Annotated in this window: 29 protein-coding genes; 15 read left to right on the top strand and 14 right to left on the bottom strand. The window is 55.7% G+C overall.

Features of this window, described 5'->3' with window-relative positions:
• Positions 1 to 36 precede the first annotated feature (36 nt).
• Both rpmA and rplU read right to left on the bottom strand, forming a co-directional pair.
• Entirely contained in the window at positions 37 to 294 is a 258-nt protein-coding gene (rpmA, locus tag CWM53_RS14060) for a 50S ribosomal protein L27 (RefSeq protein ID WP_002434222.1), read from the bottom strand.
• A gap of 20 nt (positions 295 to 314) precedes the next feature.
• Entirely contained in the window at positions 315 to 626 is a 312-nt protein-coding gene (gene rplU / locus CWM53_RS14055; RefSeq protein WP_002918379.1) for a 50S ribosomal protein L21, read from the bottom strand.
• A 260-nt stretch (positions 627 to 886) separates the two neighbouring features.
• On the opposite strand from rplU, the gene ispB reads away from it, so the two are divergent.
• Positions 887 to 1,858 carry an octaprenyl diphosphate synthase gene (gene ispB / locus CWM53_RS14050; RefSeq protein WP_008806643.1) on the top strand — a complete coding sequence of 324 codons (972 nt, stop codon included), beginning with the start codon at positions 887 to 889 and terminating at the stop codon, positions 1,856 to 1,858.
• Between the two features lie 196 nt (positions 1,859 to 2,054).
• Positions 2,055 to 2,327: a DNA-binding transcriptional regulator SfsB gene (gene sfsB / locus CWM53_RS14045; protein WP_074387491.1), complete on the top strand. Its 273-nt coding sequence runs from the start codon at positions 2,055 to 2,057 to the stop codon at positions 2,325 to 2,327.
• A 47-nt stretch (positions 2,328 to 2,374) separates the two neighbouring features.
• Here the strand turns inward: sfsB and murA are convergent, their stop codons facing one another.
• The 7 genes from murA to mlaF all read right to left on the bottom strand — a co-directional run bounded on the left by murA (position 2,375) and on the right by mlaF (position 7,181).
• Positions 2,375 to 3,634 carry a UDP-N-acetylglucosamine 1-carboxyvinyltransferase gene (gene murA / locus CWM53_RS14040; protein ID WP_061153193.1) on the bottom strand — a complete coding sequence of 420 codons (1,260 nt, stop codon included), beginning with the start codon at positions 3,632 to 3,634 and terminating at the stop codon, positions 2,375 to 2,377.
• A 53-nt stretch (positions 3,635 to 3,687) separates the two neighbouring features.
• The gene (gene ibaG, locus CWM53_RS14035) at positions 3,688 to 3,942 is read right to left on the bottom strand and encodes a BolA family iron metabolism protein IbaG (RefSeq protein WP_004144910.1); all 255 of its coding nucleotides are present in this window, start codon (positions 3,940 to 3,942) and stop codon (positions 3,688 to 3,690) included.
• Positions 3,943 to 4,078: 136 nt separating this feature from the next.
• A complete protein-coding gene (gene mlaB, locus CWM53_RS14030; RefSeq protein WP_008806646.1) occupies positions 4,079 to 4,369 on the bottom strand; it encodes a lipid asymmetry maintenance protein MlaB in 291 nt (96 codons plus the stop codon).
• Positions 4,369 to 5,004, bottom strand: a complete 636-nt coding sequence (gene mlaC, locus CWM53_RS14025; RefSeq protein ID WP_100730516.1) for a phospholipid-binding protein MlaC — start codon at positions 5,002 to 5,004, stop codon at positions 4,369 to 4,371. Before mlaC ends, mlaB begins: the two co-directional genes overlap by 1 nt.
• An 18-nt stretch (positions 5,005 to 5,022) precedes the next feature.
• Entirely contained in the window at positions 5,023 to 5,574 is a 552-nt protein-coding gene (gene mlaD, locus CWM53_RS14020; RefSeq protein ID WP_061153191.1) for an outer membrane lipid asymmetry maintenance protein MlaD, read from the bottom strand.
• Between the two features lie 4 nt (positions 5,575 to 5,578).
• Positions 5,579 to 6,361, bottom strand: a complete 783-nt coding sequence (gene mlaE / locus CWM53_RS14015; protein WP_004150949.1) for a lipid asymmetry maintenance ABC transporter permease subunit MlaE — start codon at positions 6,359 to 6,361, stop codon at positions 5,579 to 5,581.
• A 7-nt stretch (positions 6,362 to 6,368) separates the two neighbouring features.
• Positions 6,369 to 7,181 (bottom strand): phospholipid ABC transporter ATP-binding protein MlaF, encoded by an 813-nt coding sequence (gene mlaF, locus CWM53_RS14010; protein WP_100676247.1) that lies wholly within the window; start codon positions 7,179 to 7,181, stop codon positions 6,369 to 6,371.
• 209 nt (positions 7,182 to 7,390) lie between these two features.
• Here mlaF and CWM53_RS14000 point away from each other — a divergent pair, with 209 nt between their 5' ends.
• From CWM53_RS14000 to npr, 11 genes are all read left to right on the top strand, one after another.
• The gene (locus CWM53_RS14000) at positions 7,391 to 8,368 is read left to right on the top strand and encodes a calcium/sodium antiporter (protein WP_074387490.1); all 978 of its coding nucleotides are present in this window, start codon (positions 7,391 to 7,393) and stop codon (positions 8,366 to 8,368) included.
• Complete coding sequence (kdsD, locus tag CWM53_RS13995) at positions 8,365 to 9,369, top strand: arabinose-5-phosphate isomerase KdsD (protein ID WP_165784215.1); 1,005 nt, start codon at positions 8,365 to 8,367, stop codon at positions 9,367 to 9,369. Before CWM53_RS14000 ends, kdsD begins: the two co-directional genes overlap by 4 nt.
• Positions 9,370 to 9,383: 14 nt before the next feature.
• Complete coding sequence (kdsC, locus tag CWM53_RS13990) at positions 9,384 to 9,950, top strand: 3-deoxy-manno-octulosonate-8-phosphatase KdsC (protein WP_061153189.1); 567 nt, start codon at positions 9,384 to 9,386, stop codon at positions 9,948 to 9,950.
• Positions 9,947 to 10,522: an LPS export ABC transporter periplasmic protein LptC gene (lptC, locus tag CWM53_RS13985; RefSeq protein WP_008806651.1), complete on the top strand. Its 576-nt coding sequence runs from the start codon at positions 9,947 to 9,949 to the stop codon at positions 10,520 to 10,522. Before kdsC ends, lptC begins: the two co-directional genes overlap by 4 nt.
• Positions 10,491 to 11,036, top strand: a complete 546-nt coding sequence (lptA, locus tag CWM53_RS13980; protein ID WP_061153188.1) for a lipopolysaccharide ABC transporter substrate-binding protein LptA — start codon at positions 10,491 to 10,493, stop codon at positions 11,034 to 11,036. The genes lptC and lptA overlap by 32 nt, the downstream gene beginning before the upstream one ends.
• Before the next feature lie 6 nt (positions 11,037 to 11,042).
• Positions 11,043 to 11,768 (top strand): LPS export ABC transporter ATP-binding protein, encoded by a 726-nt coding sequence (gene lptB, locus CWM53_RS13975; protein WP_002918417.1) that lies wholly within the window; start codon positions 11,043 to 11,045, stop codon positions 11,766 to 11,768.
• Positions 11,769 to 11,815: 47 nt separating this feature from the next.
• On the top strand, positions 11,816 to 13,249 hold the full coding sequence (rpoN, locus tag CWM53_RS13970; protein WP_061153187.1) for an RNA polymerase factor sigma-54: 1,434 nt from the start codon (positions 11,816 to 11,818) through the stop codon (positions 13,247 to 13,249).
• Positions 13,250 to 13,271: 22 nt separating this feature from the next.
• Positions 13,272 to 13,559, top strand: coding sequence for a ribosome hibernation promoting factor (gene hpf / locus CWM53_RS13965; RefSeq protein WP_004206206.1), 288 nt, complete (start codon positions 13,272 to 13,274; stop codon positions 13,557 to 13,559).
• 70 nt (positions 13,560 to 13,629) lie between these two features.
• Entirely contained in the window at positions 13,630 to 14,118 is a 489-nt protein-coding gene (gene ptsN / locus CWM53_RS13960; protein ID WP_004144926.1) for a PTS IIA-like nitrogen regulatory protein PtsN, read from the top strand.
• Between the two features lie 45 nt (positions 14,119 to 14,163).
• Positions 14,164 to 15,018, top strand: a complete 855-nt coding sequence (rapZ, locus tag CWM53_RS13955; protein ID WP_002918428.1) for an RNase adapter RapZ — start codon at positions 14,164 to 14,166, stop codon at positions 15,016 to 15,018.
• Positions 15,015 to 15,287, top strand: coding sequence for a PTS phosphocarrier protein NPr (gene npr / locus CWM53_RS13950; RefSeq protein WP_002918431.1), 273 nt, complete (start codon positions 15,015 to 15,017; stop codon positions 15,285 to 15,287). Before rapZ ends, npr begins: the two co-directional genes overlap by 4 nt.
• Positions 15,288 to 15,350: 63 nt before the next feature.
• Here npr and mtgA read toward each other — a convergent pair whose 3' ends face one another.
• The 4 genes from mtgA to uxuA all read right to left on the bottom strand — a co-directional run bounded on the left by mtgA (position 15,351) and on the right by uxuA (position 20,513).
• Positions 15,351 to 16,076 (bottom strand): monofunctional biosynthetic peptidoglycan transglycosylase, encoded by a 726-nt coding sequence (gene mtgA, locus CWM53_RS13945; protein ID WP_008806653.1) that lies wholly within the window; start codon positions 16,074 to 16,076, stop codon positions 15,351 to 15,353.
• The gene (elbB, locus tag CWM53_RS13940; protein WP_100730515.1) at positions 16,073 to 16,726 is read right to left on the bottom strand and encodes an isoprenoid biosynthesis glyoxalase ElbB; all 654 of its coding nucleotides are present in this window, start codon (positions 16,724 to 16,726) and stop codon (positions 16,073 to 16,075) included. Before elbB ends, mtgA begins: the two co-directional genes overlap by 4 nt.
• A 233-nt stretch (positions 16,727 to 16,959) precedes the next feature.
• A complete protein-coding gene (gene arcB / locus CWM53_RS13935; RefSeq protein ID WP_012540466.1) occupies positions 16,960 to 19,299 on the bottom strand; it encodes an aerobic respiration two-component sensor histidine kinase ArcB in 2,340 nt (779 codons plus the stop codon).
• A gap of 149 nt (positions 19,300 to 19,448) precedes the next feature.
• Complete coding sequence (gene uxuA / locus CWM53_RS13930; RefSeq protein WP_008806656.1) at positions 19,449 to 20,513, bottom strand: mannonate dehydratase; 1,065 nt, start codon at positions 20,511 to 20,513, stop codon at positions 19,449 to 19,451.
• Between the two features lie 287 nt (positions 20,514 to 20,800).
• Here uxuA and CWM53_RS13925 point away from each other — a divergent pair, with 287 nt between their 5' ends.
• Both CWM53_RS13925 and CWM53_RS13920 read left to right on the top strand, forming a co-directional pair.
• Positions 20,801 to 21,817 carry a Zn-dependent oxidoreductase gene (locus tag CWM53_RS13925; RefSeq protein WP_100730514.1) on the top strand — a complete coding sequence of 339 codons (1,017 nt, stop codon included), beginning with the start codon at positions 20,801 to 20,803 and terminating at the stop codon, positions 21,815 to 21,817.
• An 86-nt stretch (positions 21,818 to 21,903) separates the two neighbouring features.
• Positions 21,904 to 23,187 (top strand): MFS transporter, encoded by a 1,284-nt coding sequence (locus tag CWM53_RS13920; RefSeq protein WP_061153182.1) that lies wholly within the window; start codon positions 21,904 to 21,906, stop codon positions 23,185 to 23,187.
• 46 nt (positions 23,188 to 23,233) lie between these two features.
• Here the strand turns inward: CWM53_RS13920 and CWM53_RS13915 are convergent.
• On the bottom strand, positions 23,234 to 23,917 hold a 684-nt coding region (locus tag CWM53_RS13915), incomplete at its 5' end, for a TIGR01212 family radical SAM protein (protein WP_100750803.1).

The following is a 23,917-nucleotide window of genomic DNA, read 5'->3' as shown; positions in this document are numbered from 1 at the left end:
TGCGGGGCTTTCATCCGTTACCGGGACGCGAAAAACTTATTCAGCAACGATGCTGATGAATTTACGGTTTTTCGGGCCTTTAACTTCGAACTTGACTTTACCGTCAGTCAAAGCGAACAGAGTGTGGTCACGGCCGCAACCAACGTTGGTGCCAGCGTGGAATTTGGTACCACGTTGACGAACGATGATGCTACCTGCCAGAACTGCTTCACCGCCGAAACGTTTTACGCCCAGACGTTTAGCTTCTGAATCGCGACCGTTACGAGTCGAGCCGCCAGCCTTTTTATGTGCCATTTAAATCTACTCCTCAGGTCTTAGGCGCTGATGCCAGTGATTTTCACATCAGTGAACCACTGACGATGGCCCTGCTGCTTACGATAGTGTTTACGACGACGAAACTTAACGATTTTAACTTTCTCGCCACGACCGTGAGCAACAACTTCAGCTTTGATTACGCCGCCCTCAACGAAAGGAACGCCGATCTTGATTTCTTCACCGTTTGCGATCATCAGCACTTCAGCGAATTCAACAGCTTCGCCAGTTGCGATGTCCAGCTTTTCCAGGCGAACGGTCTGACCTTCGCTTACTCGGTGTTGTTTACCACCACTTTGGAAAACCGCGTACATATAAAACTCCGCTTCCGCGCACCTCTTTATGTGATTCAGAGTGCGCTATAAATATTCACAATAGGGCGCGAATATTACGCAAAACGCGAGCCTTTGACAAGAGCGATCAGCGATCAATGCAGAAAAAAAACACAACTTTCACGACAACGTTTATCTACGGCAATTTTTCAGTACAATCATATCTTCTTTTAATTCTGTCTTAATCCTTCTGTGATCCCACCTGGATTCATGGTAACAGGACATTTGGCCCGGCTTTTGCGATGAATTTAGAAAAAATCAATGAGTTAACCGCGCAAGATATGGCGGGTGTCAATGCGACGATTCTTGAGCAACTCAACTCCGATGTTCAGCTTATCAATCAGTTAGGCTATTACATCGTCAGCGGCGGCGGCAAACGCATTCGCCCGATGATTGCTGTGCTTGCCGCGCGCGCGGTGGGCTATCAAGGGAGCGCGCATGTCACTATTGCTGCGCTGATTGAATTTATTCATACCGCCACGCTGCTGCATGACGACGTCGTCGATGAGTCTGATATGCGTCGCGGCAAAGCCACGGCCAATGCGGCGTTCGGCAATGCCGCCAGCGTGCTGGTTGGCGATTTCATCTATACCCGCGCTTTCCAGATGATGACCCAGCTAGGCTCACTGAAGATCCTCGAGGTCATGTCGGAGGCGGTGAACGTCATTGCCGAAGGCGAAGTGCTGCAGTTGATGAACGTCAACGATCCGGATATCACTGAAGAGAACTACATGCGCGTCATCTACAGCAAGACGGCGCGCCTGTTTGAGGCCGCCTCGCAGTGTGCGGGAATGCTGGCCGACTGCTCTGCGGAAGAAGAGCGCGCGTTGCAGGATTATGGTCGCTATCTCGGCACCGCTTTCCAGTTGATCGACGATTTACTCGACTACAGTTCCGACGGAGAGCGGCTCGGTAAAAACGTCGGCGATGACCTGAACGAAGGCAAACCGACGCTACCGTTGTTGCATGCTATGCATCACGGTACCCCCGATCAGGCGGCGATGATCCGCGGGGCGATCGAGCAAGGCAATGGTCGCCATCTGCTGGATGCTGTTCTGGAAACGATGGCCACCTGTGGCTCGCTGGAATGGACGCAGAAACGTGCTGAAGAAGAAGCCGACAAAGCGATTGCTGCCCTGCAGATCCTCCCGGACACCCCGTGGCGCGAAGCCTTGATTGGGCTGGCACATATCGCGGTCCAGCGCGATCATTAATCCCCTCTCCTTTCCCGCGCGATGCGCGGGAAAGTTCCAGTAAAAGTCCATTTTCCACCCTAACTTCCAGCTATCTTGATACATTCTGAATATTCCGGCGCTTTAACAGAACTTGTTAGAACCTTACATAGTACGCGGGTATAGTGTCCTTATCGCCCATGTGGGACGATCTGGATCTTTATCACCAGGAGAATTTATGGATAAGTTCATCGACTGGCATCCCGCAGATATTGTTGCCGGATTACGTAAACGTGGAACATCGCTGGCGGCAGAGTCGCGACGGCATGGCCTGAGTTCTTCAACGCTGGCGAACGCCCTGACTCGCCCCTGGCCGAAAGGCGAGTTGATTATCGCCTCGGCGCTGGAAACGCAGCCGTGGGTCATCTGGCCGTCACGCTACCACGACCCGGTGACTCATGAGTTTATCGACAGAACGCAGATGATGCGTCAAAAGAAGACAGACAAGTGATGTGATTGACTGGCAGTGACCCCCATGGGGTCACTGCCATGATGCTATTACTCGCCTTTCACGCGCTGAATATTGGCACCCAGCGCCTGCAGTTTATCCTCGATACGCTCATAGCCACGATCGATGTGGTAGATGCGATCGACGATGGTGGTCCCTTCAGCGATGCAGCCTGCCAGTACGAGGCTCGCCGACGCACGCAAATCGGTCGCCATCACTTGTGCGCCTGAAAGCTGCTTCACGCCGTGACAGATAGCGGTATTGCTCTCGATTTCCGCATGCGCACCCATACGGATCAGCTCAGGAATGTGCATGAAGCGGTTTTCAAAGATCGTTTCGGTGATCACACCGGTCCCTTCCGCCACCAGGTTGAGCAGCGTGAACTGGGCCTGCATATCGGTCGGGAAGCCCGGGTGCGGCGCGGTACGCACGTTAACCGCTTTCGGACGGTTGCCGTGCATATCGAGGCTAATCCAGTCTTCGCCCGTTTCGATGTCAGCCCCGGCGTCACGCAGTTTCGCCAGAACGGCATCGAGGGTATCTGGCTGCGCGTTACGGCAGAGGATCTTGCCGCCGGAAATCGCCGCGGCCACCAGGAAGGTACCCGTTTCGATACGGTCCGGCAGTACACGATATACGCCGCCACCCAGGCGCTGCACGCCTTCGATGGTAATGCGATCGGTGCCCTGACCTTTGATTTTCGCGCCCAGCGCGTTAAGGAAGTTGGCGGTATCGACAATTTCCGGCTCGCGCGCGGCGTTTTCAATAACGGTGGTACCTTCAGCCAGCGTCGCCGCGCTCATGATAGTCACGGTCGCGCCTACGCTGACCTTATCCATCACAATGTGCGCGCCTTTCAGTCGCCCGTTGACTGACGCCTTCACATAACCTTCTTCCAGTTTGATTTCGGCGCCCAGCTGTTCCAGACCGGTAATGTGCAGGTCGACCGGACGTGCGCCGATAGCACAGCCGCCTGGCAGAGAAACTTGTCCCTGACCAAAACGCGCGACCAGCGGGCCCAGTGCCCAGATGGAGGCACGCATGGTTTTCACCAGGTCGTATGGAGCACAGAATACATCAACCGGGCCGGCGTCAATCCATACCGAACCATTGCGCTCAACCTTCGCGCCCAGCTGGCTCAGCAGCTTCATGGTGGTATCGATATCTTTCAGCTTGGGTACGTTCTGGATCTCTACCGGCTCTTCGGCAAGCAGCGCGGAAAAGAGGATTGGCAGGGCGGCGTTTTTTGCACCAGAAATGGTGACTTCGCCCTGAAGGCGAGTCGGCCCCTGAACACGGAATTTATCCATTGATTCTGTTCTCTATTAAAAATTCACATACGCTGCAGGGGACCCCCCACAGCTTAGAAGCCATTTAGTTTGCGGTCTCGCGCCCACTCCTGCGGAGTGAAGGCCTTGATCGACAGCGCATGGATACGGTTGTCAGCAATATATTCCATCAGCGGCGCGTAGACGCTCTGCTGCTTTTTAACCCGGCTCATGCCATCGAACATCTCACCCACAGCAATAACCTGAAAGTGGCTGCCATCGCCAGAGACGTGGACTTCCTGGAGGGGGAGTGCGTTCATCAGCACGGTCTGAATTTCATGATTTTCCATGGGCTCAAATTTATCTGATAGTGAAAACAGCCCAACATCTTAGAGGAAAGTGGCGCGGTCTTAAACAAGCAAAAAGCCCCGACGAAAAGATTGCCGGGGCTTTCGGAATAGCTTCAACGCTAAGACACTGAAAAGATTATGGGATCATATCGACAGGCAGGTTGTAAAGACCGATCAGCGTTTGCAGATTTTCGCTCTTCGCGATCAGTTGCGCTTCCCGCCCCTGACGGCGAATCAGTGCCACAAAATGCACTAACAGCGCCAGGCCCGCCGTGTCCACGCGCGTAGTCTGGCTGAGATCGATGATCGTCGCTCCCTCCGTCGCCCTGGCGCGTGCTTCCCAGAGCGGAACCAGCAGATCCTGGTCCAGCTCCCCGTGCAGCGCCAGCGTCTCGCCCTCGCGAGTCCAGCTCAGCTGCCCGGTCATTATTTTTTCTGATCCAGCGTGATCGGCTGAGCGGAGATCGCTTTCAACTGCGCAGTCAGCCCGTCGACGCCTTTGGTACGCAGCAGATCGCTCCACTCATTCTGTTTGGTGGTGATCATGCTGACCCCTTCGGCGATCATATCGTAAGCCTGCCAGTAGCCGGTCTGCGTATTTTTACGCCACTGGAAGTCCAGACGCACTGGCGGACGGCCATTCGGGTCGACGATGGTCACGCGGATAGGCACGATGGTGGCATCACCCAGCGGCTGCTCTGGAGCAATCTGGTAAGTCTGACCATGGTACATCGCCAGCGCCTGGCCGTAGGCCTGCTTCAGATATTCGCGGAAGGCGGCAAAGTAGGCTTCACGCTGCGCCGGGGTCGCTTCTTTGTAGTAGCGGCCCAGCACCAGCGCGCCGGCATATTTCACCTGCACATACGGCAGCAGCTCCTGGTCGACGATGTCGCGCAGATAGTTAGGGTTAGCTTTAATCTTCGGCTGTTCATTCTTCAGGCGATCGAAGGTTTTCTGCGCCGCTTCATTCATCAGCTTATACGGGTTGGACTGGTCTGCCGCCTGGGCGGCGGTCAGCGGGGCAATCACCAGCATGGCGACCATGAGTAAGCGTTTAAACATATCGTGTTTCTCCTGAAATTAATGCGTCGTGCCGGCTGCCGGCGTCGCGTCAGTATGACCTTCTGCCGCGGCCTTATCATTACCAGAATTCTGATTGTCGCTGCCCTTGCTGTTATAAAGGAACTGACCAATCAGATCTTCCAGCACCATGGCGGACTTGGTGTCCTGGATCGTGCCGCCGTCTTTAAGGATAGCCGTCCCGAGGTCCGGGTCTTCAAAACCGACGTTCAGCGCCAGATACTGCTCGCCCAGCAGACCCGAGGTGCGGATCGCCAGCGAACTGGTATCCGGGATATGGTTGTAGCGCTCATCAATATCGAGCTCCACGCGTGGCAGATAGGTTTTCGGGTCGAGAGTGATGTCCGCTACCCGCCCCACAACCACACCGCCGATGCGTACCGGCGAACGCGCCTTCAGGCCGCCGATGTTATCGAAGGTCGCGTACAGGCGGTAAGTCGGCTCGGTACGTAGCGAGGTAACGTTCGCCGCCTTCAGGCAGACAAACAGCGCCGCCAGCAGCGCCACCAGTAAGAACACCCCTACCCAGATTTCATTTTTTTTCGTTTGCATGAACTCAATTCCCAAACATCAGCGCAGTCAGCACAAAATCCAGCCCCAGAACCGCCAGCGACGCATGCACCACGGTGCGCGTTGTCGCCCGGCTAATCCCGGCGGAAGTGGGGATAGCGTCATAACCGTTAAATAACGCAATCCAGGTTACCGTAATAGCGAATACCAGGCTCTTAATCAGGCAGTTCACCAGATCCATTCGCCAGTCGACGGCATTTTGCATCGCGGTCCAGAAAAAGCCACCATCAATACCCTTCCAGCTCACGCCTACCAGCGCACCGCCCCAGATCCCCACCGCCACGAAGATAATCGTCAGCAGCGGCAGCGAAATGACGCCAGCCCAGAAGCGGGGGGAAATCACGCGGCGCAGCGGGTCCACCGCCATCATCTCCATACTGGAGAGCTGTTCCGTGGCCCGCATCAGGCCAATCTCGGCGGTCAGCGCCGATCCGGCGCGGCCGGCAAACAATAGCGCAGCAACCACCGGTCCCAGCTCGCGCAGCAGCGACAGCGCCACCAGCATGCCAAGACTGGTCTCTGCGCTGTAGGTGGTTAAGACCAGATACCCCTGCAGGCCGAGCACCATACCGATAAACAAGCCCGATACAATGATAATCAGCATCGACAGAACGCCAACGTTATAGAGCTGACGAACCAGCAGCGGCGCGTGCTTGCGAAACTCTGGTTTGCCCACAACGGCGTTGAAAAGCATTAATCCGGCGCGTCCAAACGTCGCGGTGGTTTTAATCCCGCGATGCCCTAGCGCGGCCAGCGCATTAAACAGCATGAGTCGCTCAACTCCCTATGCCTAATAAATCATGGTGATAGTCGCCAGCCGGATAACGGAACGGCACCGGGCCGTCGGCAATACCATCAATGAACTGACGAACCCGAGCGTCGGCATTTTCCCGCAGCGACTGGGCGCTACCGTGGGCGATAATCTTTTTATCCGCCACGATATACGCGTAGTCTGCGATGCTAAGCACCTCAGGCACATCGTGCGAAACCACGATGCAAGTGACACCCAACGTGTTGTTGAGTTCAGAAATCAACTTCACCAGCACGCCCATGGTGATGGGATCCTGCCCGACAAACGGTTCGTCGAACATAATCAGGTCCGGCTCCAGCGCAATGGCTCTCGCCAGGGCGGCGCGGCGCGCCATCCCGCCGGAAAGCTCGGAGGGCATTAACTTCGCCGCACCTCGCAACCCCACCGCCTCCAGCTTCATCATCACCGTCGTATGCAGCAGCGCAGGCGGCAGCTGCGTATGCTCGCGCAGCGGATAGGCAACGTTATCAAAGACATTGAGATCGGTGAACAGCGCGCCGGACTGGAACAGCATGCTCATCCGCTTACGCACCGTATAAAGACGCGATCGCGTCATCTGTGGTACGTTCTCGCCATCAAACATGATCTCTCCCCTGTCCGGCGGGATCTGGCCGCCGATCAGGCGTAACAGGGTAGTCTTGCCGATCCCCGAAGGTCCCATGATCGCAGTAATTTTACCGCGCGGCACCGACAGCGAGATGTCGTCGAAGATCACACGATCGCCGCGTGAAAAGCGGATACCGCGCACTTCAACTAAATTCGCCTGAGTTTGGCTCATAAAATCATCCTTACTAAACACCTGACGGGCAAGCATGGCCCTTTCTTGCGCCACAATCACAACATTTTTACAGAATCTTACCTGCACAGGTTAGCGAAAGCTGGCATTTGTTTTACTTTTGGCACACATAAAGTCAAAATTAAGAATTCGTTACGCTGCGTAGGGATAACCCAGCGAGGCGACGATTATACCTGAAGAAAGGACTTTAGATGCTCTTAGCGACGGCTCTGTTAATTATTGGTTTACTGCTGGTTGTCTACAGCGCCGATCGTCTGGTCTATGCCGCTTCCATCCTGTGTCGTATGTTGGGGATCCCGCCGCTGATCATCGGTATGACGGTGGTGAGTATCGGCACCAGCCTGCCCGAGATCATGGTTTCCACCACGGCCTCGCTGCATGGGCAGATCGATCTGGCGGTCGGCACCGCGCTCGGCTCCAACATTACCAATATTCTTCTGATCCTCGGTCTCGCCGCCTTACTCAGGCCATTTACCGTGCATTCTGATATTCTGCGCCGCGAATTACCGCTAATGTTGCTGGTCAGTGTGCTGGCCGGGCTGGTGCTCTACGATGGACAGTTGTCCCGTCTCGACGGGCTGTTTTTACTGGCGCTGGCGTTTCTGTGGCTGCTGTTTACCATCAAAATTGCCCGTCTGGCGGAGCGCCAGGGCAGCGATAGTCTGACCCGCGAACAGTTGGCGGAGCTGCCGCGAGAAGGATCGCTGCCGGTCGCTCTGCTCTGGTTAGGGGTGGCGATGATTGTCATGCCGATGGCTACCCGTATGGTGGTGGATAACACCACGGTATTGGCAAACTTTTTTGCCATTAGCGAGCTGACCGTCGGTCTGACGGTGGTAGCGATAGGCACCAGCCTGCCAGAGCTGGCCACCGCTATCGCCGGGGCGCGGAAAGGGGAAGATGACATTGCTATCGGCAATATCATCGGCGCCAATATCCTCAATATTGCGCTGGTGCTGGGTTTACCGGCGCTGATCGCGCCGGGGAGCTTTGCGAGCGAAGCCTTTACTCGCGATTATGGCGTGATGCTGCTGGTCAGCCTGATCTTCGCGGTGCTGTGCTGGCGCCGCCAGCAGCAGCCGGGACGACTGGTTGGCGCACTGCTGGTCGGCGGCTTTGTGGTTTGGTTGGCGATGCTGTTCTGGACAGCGCCGCTCTTCGTTGAATGACTCGGGATAACATCATGTCGCAAATAGATTTGCCCACGGATTTTGACTTTCAACAGGCAGGCCGTCAGGTGCTGGAAATTGAACGTGAAGGTCTGGCCCAGCTCGATCAATATATAAATGAAGACTTTACCCATGCTTGCGAAACGATTTTCCGCTGCGGCGGGAAAGTCGTGGTGATGGGGATGGGCAAGTCGGGCCACATCGGCCGCAAAATAGCAGCGACCTTCGCCAGTACCGGCACCTCGGCTTTTTTTGTCCACCCCGGCGAAGCGGCGCACGGCGATTTAGGAATGGTCACTCCACAGGATGTGGTGATTGCGCTATCGAACTCCGGCGAATCGAATGAAATCCTGGCGCTGATCCCGGTCCTGAAACGCCAGCAGGTGAAGCTTATTTGCATGACCAGCCGGCCAGACAGCAGCATGGCGCGCGCGGCGGATATCCATCTGTGCGTGAAAGTGCCCAAAGAGGCCTGCCCGTTAGGACTGGCGCCCACCTCCAGCACCACCGCGGCGCTGGTGATGGGTGATGCCCTCGCCGTCGCCCTGCTGGAAGCCCGCGGCTTTACTGCTGAAGATTTCGCCCTGTCCCATCCGGGCGGCGCACTTGGTCGTAAGCTGTTGCTGCGCGTCAATGATATTATGCATACCGGTGATGAAATCCCGCACGTCGGCCTGCAGGCCACCCTGCGCGATGCGCTGCTGGAAATTACGCGTAAAAATTTAGGCATGACTGCCATCTGTGATGACCAGATGAATATTATCGGGATCTTCACCGATGGTGACCTGCGCCGGGTCTTTGATACCGGCGTCGATATGCGCAATGCCAGTATTGCCGACGTCATGACCCGGGGAGGGATCCGTATCCGTCCCGGCACCCTGGCGGTAGATGCCCTAAACCTGATGCAATCCCGTCATATCACCTGCGTGCTGGTTGCCGATGGCGACCATCTGCTGGGTGTGGTACATATGCACGATCTCCTGCGCGCGGGCGTAGTGTAAGTAAGGAAAAAATAATGAATAATGCTGATGCTCAGTTAGCGACATGCTACGGGCCGGTAAGCCAGGCGTTTCTCGATCGCGCGGCTAAGATCCGTCTACTGATCCTCGATGTCGACGGTGTATTATCCGACGGACTTATCTATATGGGTAATCACGGCGAGGAGCTGAAAGCGTTCAACGTCCGCGATGGCTATGGTATCCGCTGCGCGCTGACCTCCGGCATCGAAGTGGCGATTATTACCGGGCGAAAAGCTAAACTGGTAGAAGACCGCTGCCAGACGCTGGGCATTACGCATCTGTATCAAGGTCAGTCGGACAAGCTGTTGGCGTTTCGTGATTTATTAAGCAAACTGGCGGTTCGCCCGGATGAAGTGGCCTATATCGGTGATGATCTGATCGACTGGCCGGTGATGGCGGAAGTGGGTTTAAGCGTCGCCGTCGCCGATGCGCATCCGCTGCTGCTGCCGCGGGCGAATTATGTCACGCGAATTAACGGCGGACGCGGCGCAGTACGCGAAGTCTGCGATTTGTTACTATTGGCGCAGGGCAAGCTTGATGAGGCCAAAGGGCAATCAATATGAGTAAAACCAGACGTTGGGTTATCATTTTACTGTCGCTGCTCGCGCTGATCCTCATCGGCCTGAATCTGGCGAATACGGACGACACGGCCCAGCCGGAGGTCAATCCCAACGACCCGACGTATAAAAGCGAACATACCGACACCGTCGTGTACAGCCCGGAAGGCGCCCTGAGCTATCGGCTGATTGCCGAGCACGTGGAATACTTTTCCGATCAGGAGGTTTCCTGGTTTACCAAGCCGGTGATGACCACCTTTGATACCAATAAGGTGCCAACCTGGTCAATCAGGGCAGATAAAGCGAAGCTGACGAATGACCGTATGCTCTATCTTTACGGGCACGTTGAGGTGAATGCACTCGCGCCTGACTCTCAACTGCGCAAAATTACGACGGATAACGCCCAGATAAATCTGGTTACACAGGACGTTACCTCCGATGACATGGTGACGTTATACGGCACCACATTTAATTCCAGCGGCCTGAAAATGCGTGGAAACCTTCGCAGCAAAAATGCCGAGCTGATTGAAAAGGTGAGAACCTCTTATGAAATTCAGAACAAACAAACTCAGCCTTAAGATTGCGCTCGCCGGCGCTTTACTGGCCGCCAGCCTGCCGGCATTGGCCAAGACGGGCGATACCGATCAGCCGATCCATATCGAGTCCGATCAGCAGTCGCTGGATATGCAGGGCAACGTCGTCACCTTCACCGGTAACGTGGTCGTCACCCAGGGGACGATCAAAATTAACGCTGATAAAGTGGTGGTCACCCGTCCGGGCAATGAGAAAGGCAAAGAGGTGATCGAAGGCTTCGGTAACCCGGCCACCTTCTTCCAGATGCAGGATAACGGCAAACCGGTAAAAGGCCGGGCGTCGAAAATGCGCTACGAGCTGCAGAATGATTACGTCGTGCTGACCGGCAACGCTTACCTTGAGCAGCTCGACAGCAATATCAAGGGCGATAAGATCACCTATCTGGTGAAAGAGCAAAAAATGCAGGCCTTCAGCGACAAAGGTCGACGCGTCACCACCGTACTGGTGCCGTCCGAGCTGCAGGATAAAAGCGGCAACCAGCAAAAGAAGAGTAACTAATTCGTTATGGCAACCTTAACTGCGAAGAATCTCGCCAAAGCTTATAAAGGCCGCCGCGTGGTGGAAGATGTCAGTCTCACCGTTAACTCCGGAGAGATTGTCGGCTTGCTCGGCCCTAACGGCGCCGGTAAAACCACCACCTTCTACATGGTGGTCGGCATTGTGCCGCGCGATGCGGGCAATATTATTATCGATGACGAAGACATCAGCCTGCTGCCGCTGCACGCGCGCGCGCGCCGGGGCATCGGCTATCTGCCGCAGGAAGCCTCTATTTTTCGTCGTCTGAGCGTCTATGACAACCTGATGGCGGTCCTGCAGATCCGTGACGATTTAACCAGCGAACAGCGTGAAGATCGCGCCAAAGAGCTGATGGAAGAGTTTCATATTGAGCACCTGCGCGACAGCCTCGGTCAGGCGCTCTCCGGTGGTGAACGCCGCCGTGTCGAAATCGCTCGCGCGCTGGCGGCGAACCCAAAATTTATCCTTCTGGATGAACCGTTTGCCGGTGTTGACCCGATCTCCGTTATCGATATCAAACGCATTATTGAGCACCTGCGCGACAGCGGCCTCGGCGTACTGATCACCGACCATAACGTCAGAGAGACCCTCGCCGTCTGCGAACGCGCGTATATTGTCAGTCAGGGACACCTTATTGCTCATGGCACACCGCAGCAGATCCTCGAAGATGAGCAGGTTAAGCGCGTGTATCTTGGGGAAGACTTCAGACTCTGATAGGGTAGAGGTTACAGACGTTTTAGCCGGAGATATTTACCCTGAACATGAAGCAAGGTTTGCAATTAAGGCTTAGCCAACAGCTTGCCATGACGCCGCAGCTGCAGCAGGCGATTCGTTTGCTGCAGTTGTCCACGTTAGAACTCCAGCAAGAGCTCCAGCAAGCGCTGGAAAGTAACCCATTGCTTGAGCAAACCGATCTTCACGAAGAGGTAGAAGCGAAAGAAGTGGAGGACCGCGAGTCCCTCGATACCGTCGATGCGCTTGAGCAAAAAGAGATGCCGGACGAGCTCCCTCTCGATGCCAGCTGGGATGAAATCTATACCGCCGGTACGCCTTCAGGCAACGGCGTGGACTATCAGGACGACGAGCTGCCCGTCTATCAAGGTGAGACCACCCAGACGCTTCAGGATTACCTGATGTGGCAGGTCGAGCTGACGCCCTTCACCGATACCGACCGCGCCATTGCCACCTCTATCGTCGACGCCGTCGACGATACGGGCTATCTCACCATTCAGATTGAAGACATCGTTGAGAGCATCGGCGATGACGAGATCGGCCTGGAAGAGGTGGAAGCCGTCCTGAAGCGCATCCAGCGCTTTGATCCGGTTGGCGTCGCGGCGAAAGATCTGCGCGACTGTCTGCTGATCCAGCTGTCGCAATTCGCCAAAGAGACGCCGTGGCTGGAAGAGGCCCGGTTGATTATCAGCGATCATCTCGATCTGCTGGCTAATCATGATTTCCGTACCCTGATGCGAGTCACGCGCCTGAAAGAAGAGGTGCTGAAAGAGGCGGTGAATCTGATCCAGTCACTGGATCCCCGCCCAGGGCAGTCCATTCATACCAGTGAACCAGAATATGTCATTCCGGACGTACTGGTCCGCAAGGTCAGCGGCCGCTGGACCGTGGAGCTCAACGCCGATAGCATTCCCCGGCTGAAAATTAATCAGCAATATGCGGCGATGGGCAACAGCACCCGTAATGACGCCGACGGCCAGTTCATTCGCAGCAATCTGCAGGAAGCCCGCTGGCTGATTAAAAGTCTGGAAAGTCGCAACGATACGCTACTGCGCGTCAGCCGCTGCATCGTTGAACAGCAGCAGGCTTTTTTCGAACAGGGTGAAGAGTATATGAAGCCGATGGTGCTGGCCGATATCGCCCAGGCTGTCGAGATGCATGAATCCACCATTTCCCGAGTTACCACGCAAAAATATCTGCACAGTCCGCGCGGTATTTTTGAACTGAAGTATTTCTTCTCCAGCCATGTGAATACCGAAGGCGGCGGCGAAGCCTCGTCGACGGCCATTCGCGCGCTGGTGAAGAAGTTAATCGCCGCGGAAAACCCCGCGAAGCCGTTGAGCGACAGTAAGCTCACCTCCATGCTGTCCGAGCAGGGTATCATGGTCGCGCGCCGCACTGTCGCGAAGTACAGAGAGTCTTTATCCATTCCGCCGTCAAACCAGCGTAAACAACTGGTCTGACACAACCGATAAGGAAGACACTATGCAGCTCAACATTACAGGACACAACGTCGAGATCACCCCCGCGATGCGCGACTTCGTCACGGCGAAGTTCAGCAAACTGGAGCAATTTTTCGACCGGATCAATCAGGTCTATATTGTGTTAAAAGTAGAGAAAGTGACGCAAATTGCGGACGCGAATCTGCATGTCAACGGTGGCGAAATCCATGCCAGTGCGGAAGGGCAGGATATGTATGCAGCTGTCGATGGTCTTATCGACAAGCTGGCAAGGCAGTTAACGAAGCACAAAGATAAACTAAAACAACACTAATTGTCCGGGCCCCTCTGCGTCCGTCGTGGTTTAACATCGGCGGCGGGCGTGGGGGCGCTCAGGTGAAATTATGATGAACAACGATTCGGCTCTACAACTGAGCAACGTCCTGAACCAGGAATGTACCCGTAGCCAGGTTCACTGCCAGAGCAAGAAGCGTGCTCTGGAAATCATTAGCGAACTGGCCGCCAAACAGTTAAGTTTGCCGCCGCAGGTGGTGTTCGAAGCGATCCTCACCCGCGAAAAAATGGGCAGTACCGGGATTGGCAATGGTATCGCCATTCCTCACGGTAAACTGGAAGAGGATACGCTGCGTGCTGTCGGCGTTTTTGTCCAGCTGGAAACCCCCATCGCCTTCGACGCGATCGACAATCAGCCTGTCGACCTGCTATTCGCGCTGCTGGTGCCAGCCGACCAGACAAAGACTCACCTGCATACGCTCTCCCTGGTGGCCAAACGGCTGGCGGACAAAGCGATTTGCCGTCGCCTGCGCGCGGCGCAGAGCGATGAAGAGTTGTATGAGATCATCACCGAAGCAGGAAGCAGCGATGACGCATAATGGCAGTCGCACCTTATCCTTTATCGTACTGAGGAGAAACGGTACATGGTACTGATGATCGTCAGCGGCCGCTCGGGCTCGGGGAAATCCGTCGCTCTGCGAGCGCTGGAAGATATGGGCTTTTACTGCGTGGATAACCTGCCGGTCGTGCTGCTGCCCGATCTGGCGCGGTCGCTGGCTGACCGCAATATCTCCGCGGCCGTCAGCATCGACGTGCGTAACATGCCAGAATCACCGGAAATCTTTGAACAGGCGATGCAGAACCTGCCGGAATGCTTTTCTCCGCAACTGCTGTTCCTTGATGCCGACCGTAATACCCTGATCCGCCGTTACAGCGATACGCGTCGCTTACACCCGCTCTCCAGCAAGAATCTGTCGCTCGAAAGCGCTATCGACGAAGAGAGCGATCTACTGGAGCCGCTGCGCTCCCGTGCGGATCTGATCGTCGATACGTCCGAAATGTCGGTGCATGAACTGGCCGAGATGCTGCGTACTCGCCTGTTAGGTAAACGCGAGCGCGAACTGACGATGGTCTTCGAATCCTTCGGCTTCAAACACGGTATTCCGATCGATGCCGATTACGTCTTTGACGTGCGCTTTCTGCCAAACCCGCACTGGGATCCGAAGCTGCGTCCAATGACCGGTCTGGATAAACCGGTGGCCGCCTTCCTTGACCGGCACACCGAAGTGCACAACTTTATTTACCAGACCCGGAGCTATCTTGAGCTATGGTTACCGATGCTGGAGACCAACAATCGCAGCTATCTGACGGTGGCCATTGGCTGCACCGGCGGTAAACATCGTTCGGTTTATATTGCTGAACAACTGGCTGACTACTTCCGCTCCCGCGGCAAGAACGTACAGTCTCGTCATCGGACGCTGGAAAAACGTAAATCATGACCGTAAAGCAGACCGTTGAAATCACCAATAAGCTGGGCATGCACGCCCGCCCGGCGATGAAACTGTTTGAGCTGATGCAGAATTTCGATGCCGAAGTACTGCTGCGCAACGATGAAGGCACGGAGGCGGAAGCAAACAGCGTGATTGCCCTGCTGATGCTGGACTCCGCGAAAGGGCGGCAGATAGAGGTGGAAGCCAGCGGTCCGCAGGAAGTTGAGGCGCTCGCCGCGGTGATTGCTCTTTTTAATGCCGGATTTGATGAAGACTAAGCGTCACGCTTCCCGGCGACGGCCGACTGGCGACAGTGCCAGCCCCGGCGCCGGATTCACGCGCTAATAGAGCTTATGCTCGCGCATAAACCCTTCCCCGCCCAGCTGTCGCATCTGGCGTAAGATCCAGGCCTGGCGGCTGCGCACATAGCCCGAAGGCGCGTCGGCGCGATAGCGGATCGGATTTGGCAGCACCGCGGCCAGCAGAGCCGCTTCCCCCGGCGTCAGCTGGCTGGCAGGCTTATGAAAATAGCGCTGCGCGGCCGCTTCCACACCAAATATCCCATCGCCAAACTCGGCAATATTCAGGTAGACGGTCAGGATCCGCTTTTTACTCCAGACGGTTTCTATACCGACCGTCAGCCCGGCTTCCAGCCCCTTACGCAACCAGCTGCGGCCATCCCATAAAAACAGGTTTTTCGCCGTCTGCTGCGACAGCGTTGACGCGCCGCGGATGCGGGTATCATGACGCTCATTGTGCGCCAGCGCTTTTTCTATCGCCGATACGTCGAACCCCCAATGTTCCGGGAACTTTTGATCTTCGGCGGCAATCACCGCCAGCCCCATCCACGGAGAGATCTCATCCATGCCGACCCAATCAGAGTGCGCCAGATAGTGGACATCTCCGGAGAGCCAGGCGCTCACCTGCCGCTCAAGCATCACCGCCGAAAACGGCACCGGCAGCACGCTAAACAGCGCGATCCCCCCGCCCCAGAAGACGGCGGCGATCAGCAGCAGACGCAGCGCCAGTCGTTTTAGCAGCGCAAAGGGCGCAACGCGGAGCCTCATGCGCTCAGCGCCAGCACGCGGGCGACCAGTTTTTCGATCCCGGTGGCGGCTTGAGCAATATTCTCTGCCAGCATATACGCCGGGGTGGTGACCACTTTGTTCTCTTCATCCACCACGATGTCGTCGACCGGGCAAGGCACGTGCTCCGCCCCCATCTCTTCGACCACATCGGCAGTATCGAGATCGGTCCCGATGGTTATGCGCAGCGGAAACGCAAAAATCTTCGGCAGCAGCGCCGGGGCAATGCACATGAAACCCAGCGGTTTGCCGGCCTGATGCATCGCCAGCGCCAGGGCCTGCAGATCGCAGTCCACCTGACATTCGCTGCCCTCGGCGGCGAAGCTGCTTAAATTTTTCGCCGCGCCGAAGCCGCCGGGGACGATCAGCGCGTCCAGCGTCTCCGCACGCGCCTGCGTCAGCGGTAAGATGTCGCCGCGGGCAATTCGCGCCGCTTCCACCAGCACATTGCGTTGCTCCGTCAGCGATTCCCCCGTCAGATGGTTGATGACGTCGCGCTGCGGTTTATCGGGTGCAAAGCACACCGCCTGCGCGCCGTTGCGCGCGATCGCCAGCAGGGTAATCACCGCTTCATGAATTTCACTGCCGTCGTACACGCCGCAGCCGCTCAGTACCACACCAATATTTTTCATCGCTTTCGCTCCTCCATGCAACTCGCTGAAACCAGTCAAAAATGTCGATTTACTCGCTATGCTTCACATATTTTACTGATTCATGTAACAAATTAGTTAAGCTTTGCTATCTTAATGAGCGAGCAATCCACTTCTCAGGTTGCGCCACGTAACAACATCACTCAAATAACACTGGCTCAACCACCAGTTCCCTGGTGTTGGCGCAGTATTCGCGCACCCCGGTCTGTCCGGGGTCATTTTTTCCCGGCCTTCGCCACCCACGCCTTCAGTACCGCCACGTCGTTTTGCCACTCAGATTTCATCTCTTCAACCCATTCAGCGACATTATCAGACCAGGCTGGCAGATCCGGCGTCTGGATCTGCTGCCCCAGCTGCTGGATGTGGCGCAGACCAATAGAACCCGCCGCCCCTTTGATCTTATGCCCCTCTTCGACAATCCCTTTTTGATCGCGGGCGGTGAGATTGGACTCGAGGACAGACATATAGCCCGGCATCATCTTCTCAAACACCGCGAGGCCATCGTTGATAAGCTTCGGTCCCACCAGCTCGATATATTGCTCCAGCATATCGGTATCGAGCACCGCGTCGGCTTTATGCAGATCGGCCGCCGGCGCTTCCTGCGCTTCCTCTTCCGGCGCATCCCAAAATTTCTTGATCATGGCCGTGAGCGCTGGCACCGACAACGGCTTGCTCAGCACATCGTCCATCCCGGCGTCGAGATACTCTTTCTTATTCTTCAGTACGTTGGCGGTCAGGGCCACCAGCGGCGGCAGCTCATCCGCGGCAAAGTTCTGTTTTAGCTGGCGAGAGATATCCAGCCCCGTCATATCCGGCAATTGAATATCCAGCAACACCAGGTCGTACTCGCCTGGCTCAAACATCTCCAGCGCGGCTTTCCCGGTCATGGCGACATCCACGCTGTTGCCCAGCTTTTCCAGCACCGAACGGGCCACAATGACGTTGAGCTCAATGTCTTCCACCAGCAGCACGTTAAGCGCGGGTAATGGCATGTCGTCTTCCGCCAACGTATCTTCCACTTCTTCCGCAATGGCAGGCGCATGGACGGTGAGCGTAAAGGTCGCCCCTTTACCCGGCTGGCTGGTTACGCTGATATCGCCGCCCATATTGCGCGCCAGGCGACGCGAGACGGCGAGACCAATGCCGGTTCCGGTGGCTGGTTTGCCGCCGTGGCTGTCTTTGACCTGGTAATACATGGCGAAAATTTTGTCCTGTTCCGCTTCAGGAATACCAATTCCGGAGTCTTCCACTTCGAAGTGCAGGATATCGCCTTCGTCATAGCGCACGCGGACATTCACCCCGCCGCCCTGGGGGGTAAACTTCACGGCGTTGCTGATAAGGTTCCACAGGATCTGGCGCAAACGCGTACCGTCGGTGATCACTTTATGCGGTAGCGGCAGGCTCGGCTCCAGCACAAAGCGCAGGCCCTTCTGCTGGGCCTGCAGACCGGAGAGGTTTTCAAGGTCGGCAAGGAAGCTGGTGAAGTCCACCGGCTGGTTATCGAGCTGTACCTTACGGCGCTCCATTTTATCCATGTCGATAATATCATTGAAGATATTCCCCAGCGTCACCGCCGAGACATGGATGGTTTTCAGGTATTTCTCCTGCTCGCTGGTCAGTTCGGTATCCAGCAAAATACGGCTCAGCCCGACGATCCCGTTTAGCGGGGTACGCAGCTCATGGCTGATGGTCGAGATAAAGGTAGTTTTATCCCGGCTGGCGCGCTCGAGGGCGTCCTGATAGCGTTTTCGTTCGGTGATATCGCGCCCGAAGCCCATCAGGCCGCGACGCTTACCGACGCGATCGTAGTACGGGACCTTGCGGATTTCGAAGCACGCTTTGCGACCATCGGGATAGTCCAGCCACTGCTCATAGGTCAGCGATACATTGTGGCGGAACACCTTCTCGTCGGTTTCCAGCACCTTTTCCGCGGCCTCTTCGCTATAGACGTCCTGCGGTTTGAGATGGATCAGCTGTTTCTCACTTTTGCCGGTCAACAGCTCCATCGCCCGGTTACAACCTGAAAACTCCTTATCTTCATTGCGATAGAAGACCAGGTCCGGGGAAGCATCAAGGAAAGAGCGCAGAAAGGAGGATTGCTGTTCGAGTTGGATCTGCGTCTCTTCACGCTCTTTCATCTCGATCTTCAACTGCTCGAGAGTGGTCTCGCGCTCGGCTTCTGCTTTTTCTCGTTCGCCTATCTCCTGATTCAACTGCGCGATGTTATCTTTCAGCTGCACGTTCAGCTTCAGATCGCGCTCGCGCATCTCCTCCAGCTTGTCCACCAGCCGCGAAAGACGCTGGCGAGATTCTTCGAGTTGCTCCACCACCACCGAGAGAAAGTAGACCGCCCAGGGGGTAATCAACAGACCAAAGAAGATAGAGCGGATAACGTCGATACTTTCTACCTGGCCATGCAGCACCATGGTGACCGCCATCTGTACCACAATGGCCAGCACCACCAGCGCAAGAGCCAACAGCATCGAAAAGCGGACCAGACCCAGCTTCATCATCAGGTCGACATAATACTGCGCCAGCATACGAATTTGCTTCATAGAGGATTCCTTCACGACAACTCCGCACAATAATACTCAATTCTGAGCAATGCGCTGTAAGTTGTGCAAAAAATGCGGGAAGGAGCTGATATGACGGCTGGTCGCCAAGGCGAACCAGCCGCTAAAAAGAGGCAAGGTCAGGAGAACGATTAGCGCTTGCTTAACGCCTCCCAGAGCCCCTTCAGGTAGGTCACGCCGAGAGCGCGGTCGTACAAGCCATAGCCTGGCCGTCCGGTCTCTCCCCAGATAAAGCGGCCATGATCCGGGCGAATATAGCCGTCGAACCCGTTGTCATACAGCGCTTGCATCACCTTGTACATATCCAGGGAACCGTACTCTGACGGATGGGCGCACTCGTAAAAATCTTTATCCCGTATCAGCTTAATATTGCGGACGTGGGCAAAGTGGATCCGTTTGCGCCGGGTAAACTCTGCCAGGATGGCGTACACATCGTTATCCGGATCTTCGGCAATCGAGCCGGTGCAGAGCGTGATGCCGTTGGCGGGCGAATCGACGGCCCGGCAGATCCAGTCCAGATCGTCGCGGTTTTTGACCACCCGCGGCAGGCCAAAAATGGAGTACGGCGGATCGTCCGGATGGATCGCCATTTTCACCCCGACCTCTTCACAGACCGGGATCACCGCCCGCAGAAAATAGACCAGGTTCTCCCGCAGCTTGTGGTCATCCACCGCGCTATATTTGGCAAACAGGGTCTGCACCTCCGCCAGCCTTTCTGGCTCCCAGCCCGGCAAGGCGAAGCCGTTTGAGTTCTCCAGTACCTCTTTCACTACGTCTTCCAGCCGTTTATCGATATCTTTCTTCTCAAAAGCCATCGTCAGCGAGCCATCCGGCAGGACGTAGTTCATATCCGTCTTCATCCAGTCGAAAACCGGCATGAAGTTATAACAGATAACTTTGACGCCGAAGCGGGCAAGGTGGCGAATGGTCTGCTGATAGTTGGCAATATAGCGGTCACGGGAAGGAAGGCCGATTTTAATGTCATCATGAATGTTGACGCTCTCTATCACCTCCATTTTCAGGCCCGCGGCATGGGCCTGGCTGACCAGACGCTCAATTTTATCGACTGGCCATACCTCACCCACCGCGACGTCATAGAGCGCGCCGACGACCCCCTCCACGCCGGGCACCTGTCGTATATGCTCTAATGAAACCTTGTCTTCCTCTGGCCCAAACCAGCGCATTGTCATCTGCATCGTTATCACCTGCTTCATAATTTGAATTTTTACCCTACTACCATACCAGTAATCATAATCGAATTGTCCTTCACTGTCGTGATAACGATCACATTCCTGCACCGGGCAAGCCCATCCCGGCGTATTCATATTTTTTTTCAATTTATTTCAATAGATTAATAATAGTCTGGCTTTTTCTGACGACCTCTTCCAAATGTGATCCAGAGCTATTTATGATCAAATGCATACTTGTATGGTAATAAAACAGGCGAAATTCGTTCGCAAAACAGACAATGGAAGGAACAGAAATGAGAAGCGTCGTCGTCAAAGAGCCAGGCCAGCTGAACATTGAATCACGTCCGGTTCCCGTTCCGGGCAGCCATGAAGTACGGGTGAAAATCGCCTTTGCCGGGATCTGCGGTTCCGATGTGCACATCTATCAGGGCCACAACCCCTTCGCGAAATATCCCCGCGTTATTGGTCATGAATTCTTCGGCACTATCGATGCCGTCGGCGAGCAGGTCTCTCCGTCGCGTATCGGCGAACGCGTCGCGGTCGACCCCGTAGTCAGCTGCGGCCATTGTTATCCCTGCTCGGTAGGTCGGCCGAATGTTTGCGCGCAGCTCCAGGTCATCGGGGTGCACCGCGATGGGGGATTCAGCGACTATGCCTGCGTGCCGGCCAAAAATGCCTGGCGCATTCCGGAGTCCATCAGCGATCGTCAGGCGACAATGGTTGAGCCTTTTACTATTGCGGCAAACATTACCGCCCAGCTGCAGCCCACGCCGCAGGATATCGCCCTGGTCTACGGCGCTGGCCCGATGGGCCTGACGGTGATCCAGGCGCTGAAGGGGGTGTATGGCGTTAAGCAGGTGATCGTCGTGGACCGCATTGCCGAGCGTCTACAGATGGCACGGGACAACGGCGCCGATCTGACGCTCGATAACACCCATCAGCCGCTGGCGGATCAGCTGGCGCAGCGGCAGATAGCCCCCACGCTGGTCATTGATGCCGCCTGCCACCCAGCCATTCTGCAGGAGGCAATCCTCCTCGCCTCCCCTGCCGCCCGCATCGGCATACTCGGTTTCTCCGGCGAGGCGTCCACGCTGACCCAGCAAAGCATCACCAGTAAAGAGATCTCCATTTTCTCCTCCCGGCTGAACAGCGGGCGCTTTCCGCTGGTCATCGACTGGATGGAAAAAGGCCTTATCCATCCTGAGGCGTTAATCACCCACTGTATGCCGCTGGAGCAGGTGAAAGAAGCCATGGAGATTTTCGCCAACGATCGGAAGACCTGCTGCAAAGTGCTGCTGCAATTAGGCTAAGCCGACATCATTTTTAAATAACGGCCGACGGATATCTGTAGATCCGCCGCGCCTGATATAAATCATATAATGAGCATGGTGTTATCATGGGAAAAAATATTCGCTGGATTATCGTCCTGTTATTATTTTTAGTGTATATGATAAATTATCTGGACCGGGTGGCGTTATCCATTACGGTGCCGATGATTGAAAAGGACCTTGCACTTAACGCTGAACAATTTGGTATGATTTTCGGCAGCTTTTTCTTCGGCTACGCGGTCTTTAATTTTATTGGCGGCCTCGCCGTCGATAAATTTGGCGCCACATTGGTGATGGGCCTGGCGGTTGGGTTATGGTCGCTGTTTTGCGGCTTAACCGCGGTTGCCACCGGCTTTTATTCCATGCTGGTGCTGCGGGTGCTCTTCGGGATGGCAGAGGGCCCGATTTGCGCCTCAGCAAACAAGATGATTAACGGCTGGTTTCCTAAAAAGCAAGCGGCAACCGCAGTGGGGTTCCTCAGCGCCGGCTCTCCGCTGGGCGGCGCGGTCGCCGGTCCCATCGTCGGTTATCTGGCCTTGGCTTTCGGCTGGCGTCCCGCGTTTATGATTATTTTCGCCATCGGTATTGTGTGGATGGTCGTGTGGTTTTTTATTGCGGCTAACTCACCTGACAAACATAAGCATGTCAGTCAGGAAGAGCTCATGCTCATTAATAAAATGAAGCAAGAGGAGGACGCCCTCGAAACCGTAGAAAATCAAACGGCTCACTCATTGGGTTATTATCTCAAGCAGCCTATTATTCTGGTGACGGCATTTGCGTTCTTCTGCTACAACTATATTCTGTTTTTCTTTCTCAGCTGGTTCCCATCCTATCTGGTCCAGCAGCACCATCTGGATATTAAACAGATGAGTCTCACCACCATGATCCCGTGGATCGTCGGTTTTGTCGGTCTGGCGCTGGGGGGTTATATATCCGATAAAATATTTAACCTTACCGGAAGGCTGCTGCTGTCGCGCAAAATCGTGCTGGTGGTATGCCTGCTAATGGCCGCGCTCTGCGTGGGGCTCGCCGGTACCGTTAGCAGTGTCGTTCCTGCCGTTCTGCTGATGTCGGTCTCCATCTTTTTCCTCTATGTGACCGGGGCGATCTACTGGGCGATTATTCAGGACGTGGTGCATAAATCCCGCGTCGGTGGCGCCAGCGGCTTTATCCATCTTATCGGCAGCGTCTCCGGCATCGTGGGGCCGATTGTCACGGGCTATATCGTGCAGTCTACCGGCAAATTCGACAGTGCCTTTATTCTCGCCGGTACCATCGCCGCGCTTGGCGCCCTTCTGGTACTGTTCGTGATTAAAACCCCACGTCTGACGATGAAAACCAGCCAGGCATAAATGGCTGAAGAGCGATGTCCGGCCTTGGCCCGGACATCGTCTGCTTCTACTTCTCCGCCAGGGGCACAGCCCAGCTGCGGCCTAGCGCCGAGCCCTGAGCGCCCTGCTCATTCAGATAGCGATCCAGTTCAACCATTCCGGTCCAGCGATTTTCGCACCACAGCGGCGCCAATAGCGTGGGTCGACGGGCGCTGGCCGATATCCGGTGATAGATCACCTCCGGCGGCGTATGGCGAATCATCTCCCCGGCGGTCACGGTATACGCCTCCAGCTCAATGCCATTGAGACGCCCGGCCTGCCACGCTTTGGCCATAATACTGCCTTTGACAATGTGCAGCGGGTGCAGCTTGATGCCGTCCACGCCGGTCGCCACCACCCGCTCCAGCGTCTCCAGGCAATGCCCCTGGGTCTCCCCGGGCAGGCCGACGATCAGATGCGCGCAGACCTTCAGCCCTCGCGCTCGCGCCAGACGCGCAGTACGCTGGTAGCAAGCGAAATCATGCCCACGGTTAATCCGATGCAGGGTTTTATCGTGCGCGGTTTGCAGTCCCAGCTCCAGCCATACCTCATATCCTTGCTCATGATATTCACTCAGCAGATCGAGGACTGCCTCCGGCACGCAGTCCGGGCGGGTGCCGACGCAGAGGCCGACAATATTCGCCTGGCTGATGGCCTGACGATACATCGAGCGGAGCACCTGCACTTCAGCGAAGGTGCTGGTATAGGCCTG

Origin of the sequence: Klebsiella sp. A-Nf5 (assembly GCF_002810545.1) — a bacterium.
In the GTDB taxonomy this organism is placed as follows: Bacteria; Pseudomonadota; Gammaproteobacteria; order Enterobacterales; family Enterobacteriaceae; genus Klebsiella; species Klebsiella variicola.
This window is presented reverse-complemented; position numbering and strand designations above follow the sequence as displayed.

Bases quoted from the DNA above. Each gene is read 5' to 3' on its own strand.
- rpmA (WP_002434222.1), bottom strand. From the start codon at position 294: ATGGCACATAAAAAGGCTGGCGGCTCGACTCGTAACGGTCGCGATTCA.
- rplU (WP_002918379.1), bottom strand. From the start codon at position 626: ATGTACGCGGTTTTCCAAAGTGGTGGTAAACAACACCGAGTAAGCGAA.
- ispB (WP_008806643.1), top strand. From the start codon at position 887: ATGAATTTAGAAAAAATCAATGAGTTAACCGCGCAAGATATGGCGGGT.
- sfsB (WP_074387491.1), top strand. From the start codon at position 2,055: ATGGATAAGTTCATCGACTGGCATCCCGCAGATATTGTTGCCGGATTA.
- murA (WP_061153193.1), bottom strand. From the start codon at position 3,634: ATGGATAAATTCCGTGTTCAGGGGCCGACTCGCCTTCAGGGCGAAGTC.
- ibaG (WP_004144910.1), bottom strand. From the start codon at position 3,942: ATGGAAAATCATGAAATTCAGACCGTGCTGATGAACGCACTCCCCCTC.
- mlaB (WP_008806646.1), bottom strand. From the start codon at position 4,369: ATGACCGGGCAGCTGAGCTGGACTCGCGAGGGCGAGACGCTGGCGCTG.
- mlaC (WP_100730516.1), bottom strand. From the start codon at position 5,004: ATGTTTAAACGCTTACTCATGGTCGCCATGCTGGTGATTGCCCCGCTG.
- mlaD (WP_061153191.1), bottom strand. From the start codon at position 5,574: ATGCAAACGAAAAAAAATGAAATCTGGGTAGGGGTGTTCTTACTGGTG.
- mlaE (WP_004150949.1), bottom strand. From the start codon at position 6,361: ATGCTGTTTAATGCGCTGGCCGCGCTAGGGCATCGCGGGATTAAAACC.
- mlaF (WP_100676247.1), bottom strand. From the start codon at position 7,181: ATGAGCCAAACTCAGGCGAATTTAGTTGAAGTGCGCGGTATCCGCTTT.
- CWM53_RS14000 (WP_074387490.1), top strand. From the start codon at position 7,391: ATGCTCTTAGCGACGGCTCTGTTAATTATTGGTTTACTGCTGGTTGTC.
- kdsD (WP_165784215.1), top strand. From the start codon at position 8,365: ATGACTCGGGATAACATCATGTCGCAAATAGATTTGCCCACGGATTTT.
- kdsC (WP_061153189.1), top strand. From the start codon at position 9,384: ATGAATAATGCTGATGCTCAGTTAGCGACATGCTACGGGCCGGTAAGC.
- lptC (WP_008806651.1), top strand. From the start codon at position 9,947: ATGAGTAAAACCAGACGTTGGGTTATCATTTTACTGTCGCTGCTCGCG.
- lptA (WP_061153188.1), top strand. From the start codon at position 10,491: ATGAAATTCAGAACAAACAAACTCAGCCTTAAGATTGCGCTCGCCGGC.
- lptB (WP_002918417.1), top strand. From the start codon at position 11,043: ATGGCAACCTTAACTGCGAAGAATCTCGCCAAAGCTTATAAAGGCCGC.
- rpoN (WP_061153187.1), top strand. From the start codon at position 11,816: ATGAAGCAAGGTTTGCAATTAAGGCTTAGCCAACAGCTTGCCATGACG.
- hpf (WP_004206206.1), top strand. From the start codon at position 13,272: ATGCAGCTCAACATTACAGGACACAACGTCGAGATCACCCCCGCGATG.
- ptsN (WP_004144926.1), top strand. From the start codon at position 13,630: ATGATGAACAACGATTCGGCTCTACAACTGAGCAACGTCCTGAACCAG.
- rapZ (WP_002918428.1), top strand. From the start codon at position 14,164: ATGGTACTGATGATCGTCAGCGGCCGCTCGGGCTCGGGGAAATCCGTC.
- npr (WP_002918431.1), top strand. From the start codon at position 15,015: ATGACCGTAAAGCAGACCGTTGAAATCACCAATAAGCTGGGCATGCAC.
- mtgA (WP_008806653.1), bottom strand. From the start codon at position 16,076: ATGAGGCTCCGCGTTGCGCCCTTTGCGCTGCTAAAACGACTGGCGCTG.
- elbB (WP_100730515.1), bottom strand. From the start codon at position 16,726: ATGAAAAATATTGGTGTGGTACTGAGCGGCTGCGGCGTGTACGACGGC.
- arcB (WP_012540466.1), bottom strand. From the start codon at position 19,299: ATGAAGCAAATTCGTATGCTGGCGCAGTATTATGTCGACCTGATGATG.
- uxuA (WP_008806656.1), bottom strand. From the start codon at position 20,513: ATGCAGATGACAATGCGCTGGTTTGGGCCAGAGGAAGACAAGGTTTCA.
- CWM53_RS13925 (WP_100730514.1), top strand. From the start codon at position 20,801: ATGAGAAGCGTCGTCGTCAAAGAGCCAGGCCAGCTGAACATTGAATCA.
- CWM53_RS13920 (WP_061153182.1), top strand. From the start codon at position 21,904: ATGGGAAAAAATATTCGCTGGATTATCGTCCTGTTATTATTTTTAGTG.